At 62.2% G+C, this 8157-nt stretch carries 13 protein-coding genes; all 13 read right to left on the bottom strand.

From position 1 onward, the window contains the following. Positions 1 to 333: hypothetical protein (locus RNZ50_26910; protein ID MDT8858589.1), on the bottom strand; the 333-nt coding region annotated here is incomplete at its 3' end. A 16-nt stretch (positions 334 to 349) separates the two neighbouring features. Beyond that, positions 350 to 535 carry a hypothetical protein gene (locus RNZ50_26905; protein MDT8858588.1) on the bottom strand — a complete coding sequence of 62 codons (186 nt, stop codon included), beginning with the start codon at positions 533 to 535 and terminating at the stop codon, positions 350 to 352. A gap of 18 nt (positions 536 to 553) precedes the next feature. After that, positions 554 to 1078, bottom strand: coding sequence for a hypothetical protein (locus tag RNZ50_26900; GenBank protein ID MDT8858587.1), 525 nt, complete (start codon positions 1076 to 1078; stop codon positions 554 to 556). A 60-nt stretch (positions 1079 to 1138) separates the two neighbouring features. After that, entirely contained in the window at positions 1139 to 2239 is a 1101-nt protein-coding gene (locus RNZ50_26895; GenBank protein MDT8858586.1) for a phage tail tape measure C-terminal domain-containing protein, read from the bottom strand. A gap of 434 nt (positions 2240 to 2673) precedes the next feature. Then, positions 2674 to 3399 carry a hypothetical protein gene (locus RNZ50_26890; GenBank protein MDT8858585.1) on the bottom strand — a complete coding sequence of 242 codons (726 nt, stop codon included), beginning with the start codon at positions 3397 to 3399 and terminating at the stop codon, positions 2674 to 2676. A gap of 177 nt (positions 3400 to 3576) precedes the next feature. Further along, a complete protein-coding gene (locus tag RNZ50_26885; protein ID MDT8858584.1) occupies positions 3577 to 3771 on the bottom strand; it encodes a hypothetical protein in 195 nt (64 codons plus the stop codon). 41 nt (positions 3772 to 3812) lie between these two features. Next, a complete protein-coding gene (locus RNZ50_26880; protein MDT8858583.1) occupies positions 3813 to 4250 on the bottom strand; it encodes a hypothetical protein in 438 nt (145 codons plus the stop codon). Continuing rightward, positions 4247 to 5188: a phage tail tube protein gene (locus RNZ50_26875; protein ID MDT8858582.1), complete on the bottom strand. Its 942-nt coding sequence runs from the start codon at positions 5186 to 5188 to the stop codon at positions 4247 to 4249. Before RNZ50_26875 ends, RNZ50_26880 begins: the two co-directional genes overlap by 4 nt. Before the next feature lie 26 nt (positions 5189 to 5214). Next, positions 5215 to 5631, bottom strand: coding sequence for an acyl-CoA transferase (locus RNZ50_26870; protein MDT8858581.1), 417 nt, complete (start codon positions 5629 to 5631; stop codon positions 5215 to 5217). Next, complete coding sequence (locus RNZ50_26865; protein MDT8858580.1) at positions 5631 to 6260, bottom strand: DUF6441 family protein; 630 nt, start codon at positions 6258 to 6260, stop codon at positions 5631 to 5633. Before RNZ50_26865 ends, RNZ50_26870 begins: the two co-directional genes overlap by 1 nt. Then, a complete protein-coding gene (locus RNZ50_26860; protein ID MDT8858579.1) occupies positions 6257 to 6568 on the bottom strand; it encodes a hypothetical protein in 312 nt (103 codons plus the stop codon). The genes RNZ50_26865 and RNZ50_26860 overlap by 4 nt, the downstream gene beginning before the upstream one ends. A gap of 11 nt (positions 6569 to 6579) precedes the next feature. Beyond that, complete coding sequence (locus tag RNZ50_26855) at positions 6580 to 7602, bottom strand: major capsid protein (GenBank protein ID MDT8858578.1); 1023 nt, start codon at positions 7600 to 7602, stop codon at positions 6580 to 6582. A gap of 92 nt (positions 7603 to 7694) precedes the next feature. Beyond that, on the bottom strand, positions 7695 to 8075 hold the full coding sequence (locus tag RNZ50_26850) for a head decoration protein (GenBank protein MDT8858577.1): 381 nt from the start codon (positions 8073 to 8075) through the stop codon (positions 7695 to 7697). Between the last annotated feature and the right edge of the window lie 82 nt (positions 8076 to 8157).

Raw genomic sequence — 8157 nt, 5'->3', positions numbered from 1 at the left:
GTCTTGAATGGCGGTGACATATTCAAAGCCAAGATCGCCTGGATACAGCACCTGCTGGCTTTCATGGGTATAGCGCCAGGTCCGCGCCACGGTCAGGTCGATCAACCGGCTTTCATAGCTGATGGTAATCGTGCAGCTGTCAGCATCATCCTTGATTTCTGGTACATCAAGACGGCCCGAGAAGGCCTGCACCGGATCGGCGATAATCTGGCCTGTTTCAGACAAAAGCCCAAGCCAGATCCGGCCTGGCAAACCCTGACGCGCTTCCTCAATGGCCATTTGCACCAAATCAAGCGGTACGCCAGACAACGAGACCGCCGTGCCACCCGCCACGACCTCGCCGGTTTCATCAAGAGAACCGATGCCCAGAAGCGATCCAGCCCCAGCCCAAGTTTGGCCATTCCAGCACGATCTCGCCCAGCCCCGACCAAATCCGCACCCAGCCCGTGGCGAATTGGCCCTCGAAGAAGATCACCGGGCGAAGGTGTTGCTCTGCCAGTGCCGCAGCAAAAGCGGCGGTTACATCTCGGCTCATGTCAGATTTCCTCGCAGTTCAAAGCGCCTCTCGGGCTGAGATCGTAAACCGATGCTGATCCGCCCGGCCAATGACCGTCGGCACCGGCGCCGTTAGCCGAAGAAGAACGGACGGGGCATTCAGGCCAATCGGCGTGCCAACCTGAACAACAGCGCGCAAGGACGGCACAAACGCCAGTTCGGCCTCGCTACCCACTGGCGTCACATCCGCCGTCAGTTGATAAAGCCGTGTCGTCGCGTCCAATCCCAACTGGAAAAAATCCCCTGCGCGCAGACCAAGTCCCCAGCCTGCGGTGCGCAGCGTTGCGCTACCCGCCGCCTGCGTCTCAGTAACATAAGGATTACCCGCCCCCGCCAGCACCTCAATCGTTGGGTCGGGAAACAGGAACCGCCCCCGCAAACCGCCCAAAGCGGCAAAGAACGCAGACAGGCTGCGGCCATTGGCGCCTTGCGTTACCGCCATTTCAATCTGGTACTCCCACCATGATGCGCCCCAGTCTTGGATTTGCGACGTGCCGGTAAAGGGTGAGCGTGCCTCGGCCACGGAAGTAACCAGACTGCCGCTCAAGTGCGGACACCAGCACCAGCGGCAACACTGGAATTGTCATATCGCCTGACCCCGCCGCCGCCCGTCCGCGACGCTTTGCTTGGCGATGCGCGCGATTTCGGGCAGCGCCGCGCGCAGGCGGGCCTCAATCTGTTCGGCCACGCCAATTTGTGCGCCGCGCGCGTCAATTGAGATCGACATGTTTGGTGCCGCCCCGCCTGCGCCATAGCCCGCTGCCTGCCTGCGGCTCAACACCCGCTCGCCACGCTGCAAGATTGCGGGCACCTCATCGGGTTTAAGGCCCGCCCAGCCTCCGGCATGCATCCGCGGGGCTGCTGCAAAGGCCAGCGCTGGAACCCTGCGGCTGGTTCCGCCAGTCCCGACCATGCCGCCTGCATGCAAAACCGAGCCAAATATATCTCCACCCCCAAAGACCCCAGACAGCGCGTTGGCGATCGGCCCCAGAACCGCGCGCTTGAACGCCAGCGTTGCCAGATCAGCAAGGATGGAAGACACCAAGGACTTGAAGTCGAACTTGCCGGTGGTGATAAATTGCTTGAACGCAGTTTCAGCCGATTGAAAGCCGCTGACCAAAGTGCTGCCAAGCCCCTTGCCCCAGTCCATCGCCTGCTTGGAATAGTCCGCCAAGGATTGTGAGACGGCCGCCCAGCCAGTTTTGGCCACTTCGGCGGCGGCCTTGACCGCCCCACCTGCAGAGTTGGCCGCGTTTGTGGCACTGTCCAAGGCATCCGCAACGCCTGAGGCCGAGGCCTGTGCCTCATCAAGCGCATCAGCGCCTGCAGCACCACTGCCGCTTACGGCATCTTTGAGCGCCTGCCAACTTGCAAGCGGCGCTGTTGCCCCTGCGGCAAGATCGCTCGCGGCCTGGCGGTAGCCGTTCGCGGTCGCAAGCGCGTCAGTGGCAAGGCCGCTCAGACCAAGATCAGGGGCGGTCAGGGGATTTTTGGCAAAGGCGCGCTGGAACGCTTCTGCCGCCGCCGTGCCCGCCTCGGCTGAGGCCCCGGCAAAGGGGTTTGCAATATCGCCAAGGCTGATCTCGCCAATCTGACCAAAGGCTGTCTCGATCCCAACAGCTGCCAGCGCATCCCGGATTTTGCCGGTAAAGGCGTCAATTTGCCCGAGGGCCCCGTTCAGCATTGCCTCAATGCCGTCGAGCATGCGGTTGGCCGCTGTGAACACCAGATCGCCAATCACGCTGGGCAGGCGCGACCAGATCTCTTTCACGGCCAGAAGAGCGCCTTCAAAGGTGTTGGCTGTCGCATTGCCAAACCCCACCACGCTTTCAATTGCGGACGCCATGCCCATGGCCGCGTCCGCCTTCAGATCATAGAACATCGCGGTGGCCGCGGCCCCAGCCGAGCTGGCCGCCATTTTGATCCGGCCCCAGACCTCGACCGCGACGTCGTTCAATAGCCCCATCGCGGCGCCAAAGCCGCCAGCACCCGCAACAAGCCGAGTGAACCAATAGACCAACTCACCTGCGCCCACGATCAGCGCGCCAATGCCGGTGCGGATCAGCGCGCCCCGCACGACCACAAGGGCTGTGGCAAGCCCGCGCACCGACAGCGCCGCTATGGCCATTGCTGCAACCCAGCGCCCGGCAAGGAAGGTGGCAAAGGTCGCCGCATAAGCGCCAAGCCGTCCCAGATTGTCGAAAACACCCGCAATCGCTTGGCCCAGCGGTCCCGTGGTTTTGGACACCGCCGCCAGTGCGTTGGCCACCGCCTCAAGGGCCGGGGCCGCTGCCACCGCCAGCTGGTTTGACACACCCTCGCCAGATTAGACCCGAGCCGTGAGAGCGCATCATTGGTGCGCTCAATCTGATCTGCGTCCTGTTCGGAGACAACAATGCCAAAATCAGTCACGTCAGCGGTGGCTTGGCGCAGCGTGGCGGTATCAATGCGCGTAAACACCAAGGCTGCGCGGTCGCCAAAGAGCTGTGACGCAACCGCCGCGCGCTCGGCCTCGGGCACAAACTCTGCCAGCCTGTCTTGGATCAAGGCAATACGTTGATCAAGCGGCAGGCTTTGCAGCGCGCTGACAGACAGACCAAGGCGGTCAAGCGCTTCGACGGCAGGGCCAGCACCTGCCGCTGCCTGGCTCAGACGCCTTGTCAGCTGCACCGTGGCCTGCTCGACATTGCCCATCGAGACGCCAGAGAGATCAGCGGCCCGGTCCAGCACTTGCAGGCTTTCCACCGTGGTGCCCAGAGATTGCGCCATTTTGGCCTGCGCATCGACGGTTTGCAGGCCAGAGCGGATCATGGCCACCCCCGCCACCACTGTGGCCGCAGCCATAACGCCCGCCGCAAGGGCCGCCCGGCGTGATAAGCGCCGCAAGCCGCGCATTGGCCAGATCCATCTCTCGGCTCAGCCTGCCAAAGCCGCGGCTGCCCGCATCGCCCACACCTTCCAGCTCGGCGCGCACTTGCCGTCCGCCGCTGGCCGAGAGGCGCACAGAGACCCGTTTTTCGGTCATAGCCCTTGTTCCATTCTCTCGTTAAGTTTCTGAACCATCACCGCCTCTACAGCCGGTAGCATCTCGGCCACAGCCAGCGGCGAAAGCCCAAGCGCAGAGGCCAGCGCAAAGGCTGCCGCCATGTCCCAGCCAATCACCGCATTGCCTGACGGCCCTTGCGCCAGCCGCAGCTGGCCGCCCAAGCGCTGCACCAGGTCCCAAACCTGCCAGCCCTCATAAGTCTGCGGTGCGTTTACGCGGCTGGGGCAGTCGAGGCAGTCTTGCTCACAGGCGGCGCAATAGGCGTCACCCCCGCCGAAGGACCACTCGGCAAGGGCGCAAAGCCGTTTTTTTCCGCATCAATCAACAGACCTTTGGCAACATAGAGGGTCTGAAACGCCTCAAACACCGGCCAGAGATCAAGCAGGGCATCAATGGCCGCCTCAGAAGGTGCAAGTGGCGCGCCGCTCGCATCGCCCACCCCCTCCCAATCGAGAATGGCCAGGCGGGCAAGCGCTTTGGCAAAGGCCACGGCGCGTTCATCATCACTGGCACCAGTGGCAAGGTCTTGGATCGCAGGGTCCGCGCGCGCGGCCACCATCAGCGAGGTGGTCAGCGGGCGCAGCTGCAAACGCAGGCTTGCGATGAGATCAAGCCATCTTGGCCCGTTGGAAAGGTTGAGTTCTATCATGCATAGCTCGCGACTGAGTTGGTGAGGACAATGGTGCAAAGCCGTGCAGGCGTCGTCCCCTTCGCCGCCTGCCAATCAAACGAGGCCTGAATGCCCTGCGGCCCTTGGATCTCGATCCGGGGCCGGGGCAGATAGACCGCATGGGCGGTAAAGCTGAGGCTGGCACTGGCCCCAAGGCTGTAGCTGAACTCCAACTCGCAAGGCGCGCCGTCAATGGCTTGGGTCACCAGCGCGCTGTCAGCAAAGCGCACGTCAATCTTACCCGTCAAAGCCGCCATCGCCGGATCCGCCCCATCGATCTTGCCATCTGCTCGGATGGTCTCCACCCGCTCAAGGTTGTTGGCATAGGTAATCTCTGCCGAGACCACATGGCCAAGGGCTGTGCCATTGCGCTTGATGGAGCCGTTAAAGTGGCCAAAGCGCTGCAGCGCGATTGCGGCGGGCGTACCCGCACCTGATGCGGTGGCAATCGTCTCGCCCTGCGCGATGATCTTGGCCGTCGCTGTCAACAGCCCCGAGCGCTGCATGGTCCAGCTCAGTTGATCCAGCATGCAGCCCGAATACATCGCATAGCGCGGTACCTCCGGCATGCCGGTTTCCACCGAGAAGCTCGGCAGCGCCCAAGACCCTGAGGTGAAGGTGTGCGTTTTAGGCGTGGTGCCGCTGGTGGCGGGCGCGCCAAAGGCGGCCTTGAGCCAAAACCCGAGCGCCTCGATATCAATCGGCACCGAGACATCACCGTCCGCCGTCACCGCATCTTTGATCGGGGCCAGCGGATCGCGACCATAGCCCAAAAGGTCCGAGGCCAGCAGCGGTTGCTCAGCCCCTAGCGAGGTACTGGCAAAGGGCATCAGCTTGAACCCCGCGGTTGGGGCGGTGCCATAAATAGTCTCAAACGCCAGCGCCATCTGCGCCCGCGCGCCTTGCGCTCGTGCCATGGGGGTCTCCTCATTATGATGGGGTGTCAGGCCAGTGGGCCGGTGGTGGTGTAATGCAGGACGATGGTGATCACCGCCGCCTTCAGGCTCGCCGCGCCCTCAACGGGCAGATCGACCGGGCGCGGCGCTTCCGCTTCAACCCAATCGCAGAGGCCACCAAGCGTGTGGTCGCCAGAGATCACAGCGCCAATCTGGCCGCAAAGTGTGGCAAAGCCCGCATCACGGGCCACACCCTGCACGATGACCTCCAGCTCCGCGCGATGTTGGAAGTGATATAAAAGCGGCGACAGCGTCACCGCCGGATCGCCCGGATCGCCATCACGCAAGATTATGAGGCCAGAAGTTGGCACGCGTTCAGGCAGGACCTCGCCGCGCAGAACCGGCACGAACGGGATCAGCCGCAAGAGATCCGCAAGAGCGGTCAGGATGGTTTCGCGTGTCATCAGACTTTGCCCTCAACCCAGTTCGCTACAATCAACCCTGGCACGCGGTCCACGGCCCGCCCTGCATCGCGCGCCAGATCAAGGCGTTTCGCCAGCTTTACCTGTGGCACCAACAAAAAGATCGGCATGGTTGCGATGCCGCGCCCGGTCTTTGACTTTGACGCGACACCCAACCCACGGCTGTTCAGCCGCCCTTCAGCCACCAGCAAACTCGGCCCCCGCCTGCGATAGATAAACCGCAACTTCAGTCCTTGCTTGCGTTCCCATTCACCCGGAGTGATCCGGCCACCACGGGCTGATTTGCCCGCAGCCGCTGTAGGGATCGCCAGCCAAAACCCGTCCTTGGACCGGATCAACGGGCCGGTGTCATGCGCGCGAATGATCACCGGCGCTTGCGACCACACCAAAGCGGCCGCACTCAGGCTGTCACCAGATTTGGGATAGCTGGCGAGCCGGATCGAGTTTGCCAGCCGCCGCCCAAGACCGGCCCCGGTGATCTGAGCGCGCCAAGCGGTCTTCAGCCCCGTTCCAGCCTCATACATGGCGGTTGAGACAGCTTTTTCGCCTGCTTTGATCTCGGCGGCCATCGCCGCGATCAGATCAGGCGCAAGATCGAGTTTGATCCTCATGCTAGGGCCGCCTCAATTGTCCAAATCAGCCGGTCGCGGTCGCGCACAGGCTTGCCTTGAATTAGAAACGTCTCATCGCCGATCTGGATTTGCTCTTGCGAGCGGGGATTGGGCAGCTCTCGCACGCGCACATCAAAGCGGAAGGTCTCGGACCAGAGCCTTGCCGCCCCAAAGTCCGTGATGCTGTCTGCACTGCGGGTAATGATGCGGAGCTTGGTGAACTGGCCTTCGCAATCACGATACCACGCCTCTTGGGCAAGGTTGGGATCCGCAAAGAGCAGATCAAGGGCCATAGTAAATGCGTGCATGACGACAGCCCTTAAGTCGAACTCGTCAGCCGGATCGCCATGCGCGGCCGCTTGTTGACCGGCAGGATCGAGCTTTCCGTCATCAGATCAATCCAGCGGCCCTTCTCATCAAGATGCTGGCGGGCGTAGAGGGGCAGACCAATGGTATTGGCCGCTTCCAAGAGATTGGCCGGCCCGCCATAGGTGGTGAAGGTATCAAACGTGCCCAAGGGAAAGGCAATGCCGTCGCCCGCCGGGATCAACCGTTCTGCCGTCCCATTCGAGAGGGTGACAGAGCCGTTGTACTCTTCAAAAAGAACGCCTGCGAAAGGAAACGCGCGGCGCATGTCCTCGCGCAAGGGCTGCCCGCCCGTTGCGGAGAAGAACTTGTAGGCTTCTTCGGTTTTGGGATGGCTGATCAGCTTGTCAAAGAACTCCGAGCTGACCAGCGCATGCGCGGTGGTCATGGTCTCGCCCAAAAGGTTGTCCTCAATCGCGCGCAACACAGAGCGGACCTTGCCTTGGATATTGGTGGTGGCGGTGCCAAAGATGAAGTCGATGGCGAGTTGCTCAAGGCCAAACTCGGTGAAGTAATTGTAAAGCGTGGTGCCAGCACCATCCTTCACAATGCCGCGCAGCGCATTCATCTCCATATATTCGCGAGTCTGGGCATGCTTGCGCCGCATCAGCTGCAGCTTGCGGTTCATCACCTCAACCAGCGGGTCGGCTGCGTCCGAGACGCCGAGTGCGGGCATGCCCTGAATATCCGAGGGCAGGATCACATCATCATGCGGGATCCAAGGCAGCGCGAACGAGCGCATGGAACGGGCTTCACGATTGCCGACGGTGGCAGGGGCGCCGAGGGGGACAGAGGGCAGGAGGCTCAACACGCCTTGATGCTGTTCGATCACGATGGCGCGTTGCGAGACACCCTCAAAGCGAAAGAGGCCGATCTGGCCGAGCCGGGTGTAAAGATTGGGCAGGATATTGATCGCCTGCGTCATCTCGGCGAGCGAATAGCCGCCCGCGTCAAACGGGTTGCGGGTGAGGGTCATGGGAAACTCCAGCAAAAAGGGTGGGGATAGCCTTGGTTTGGGGATCATGGGCAGCGAAGCCGCCCGGCTGATGCGCCGTTGCGCGATCTGGATTAAGCGGTATCGCGCGGAATGATGCCAAGGGCTGCGAGCTGGCCGTGCTTGGTCGCGGTTTTGGCGGCATCATCGACGGTGGCGTCAAAGACGAGGGCGGCTTTGGAGACGATGGCGGGGCCGCGCGCGATGATAAGGCCGGTGCCATCTGCGCCAGAGGCATCGACCGGGTAGAGCAGCATGGCGGCAGCTGTCTGCGCGCCATCCGTACCGCCGGAGGTGGCCAGCTTATATTTACCGCTGGCGGTGATGCGGCCCAGCACAGCACCCACGGGATAGGTGGTTCCTGCCAACAGAATGACAGTTTCTCGGGTATAATTTGGGTTCAGCTCATATTTGAGGATATCGCCCAGGCTGGGCGGTTGGGTCAGGACGGTCATGTCGGGGATCCTTCTGGGGATGGAGGCATAAGCAATTTACCGCTGGGCAGGAGCGGCGGAGTCTTAACATGGTCGTGGGAGT

This window comes from Paracoccaceae bacterium Fryx2 (assembly GCA_032334235.1).
Taxonomy (GTDB): Bacteria; Pseudomonadota; Alphaproteobacteria; order Rhodobacterales; family Rhodobacteraceae; genus JAVSGI01.
The sequence above is the reverse complement of the archived record's forward strand: the minus strand, read 5'-3'. Positions and strand labels throughout refer to the sequence as shown.

Excerpts from the sequence above, each read along its gene's own strand:
- RNZ50_26905 (MDT8858588.1), bottom strand. The coding sequence starts at position 535 with ATGAGCCGAGATGTAACCGCCGCTTTTGCTGCGGCACTGGCAGAGCAA.
- RNZ50_26895 (MDT8858586.1), bottom strand. The coding sequence starts at position 2,239 with ATGCTGAACGGGGCCCTCGGGCAAATTGACGCCTTTACCGGCAAAATC.
- RNZ50_26890 (MDT8858585.1), bottom strand. The coding sequence starts at position 3,399 with ATGGCTGCGGCCACAGTGGTGGCGGGGGTGGCCATGATCCGCTCTGGC.
- RNZ50_26880 (MDT8858583.1), bottom strand. The coding sequence starts at position 4,250 with ATGATAGAACTCAACCTTTCCAACGGGCCAAGATGGCTTGATCTCATC.
- RNZ50_26875 (MDT8858582.1), bottom strand. The coding sequence starts at position 5,188 with ATGGCACGAGCGCAAGGCGCGCGGGCGCAGATGGCGCTGGCGTTTGAG.
- RNZ50_26870 (MDT8858581.1), bottom strand. The coding sequence starts at position 5,631 with ATGACACGCGAAACCATCCTGACCGCTCTTGCGGATCTCTTGCGGCTG.
- RNZ50_26865 (MDT8858580.1), bottom strand. The coding sequence starts at position 6,260 with ATGAGGATCAAACTCGATCTTGCGCCTGATCTGATCGCGGCGATGGCC.
- RNZ50_26860 (MDT8858579.1), bottom strand. The coding sequence starts at position 6,568 with ATGCACGCATTTACTATGGCCCTTGATCTGCTCTTTGCGGATCCCAAC.
- RNZ50_26855 (MDT8858578.1), bottom strand. The coding sequence starts at position 7,602 with ATGACCCTCACCCGCAACCCGTTTGACGCGGGCGGCTATTCGCTCGCC.
- RNZ50_26850 (MDT8858577.1), bottom strand. The coding sequence starts at position 8,075 with ATGACCGTCCTGACCCAACCGCCCAGCCTGGGCGATATCCTCAAATAT.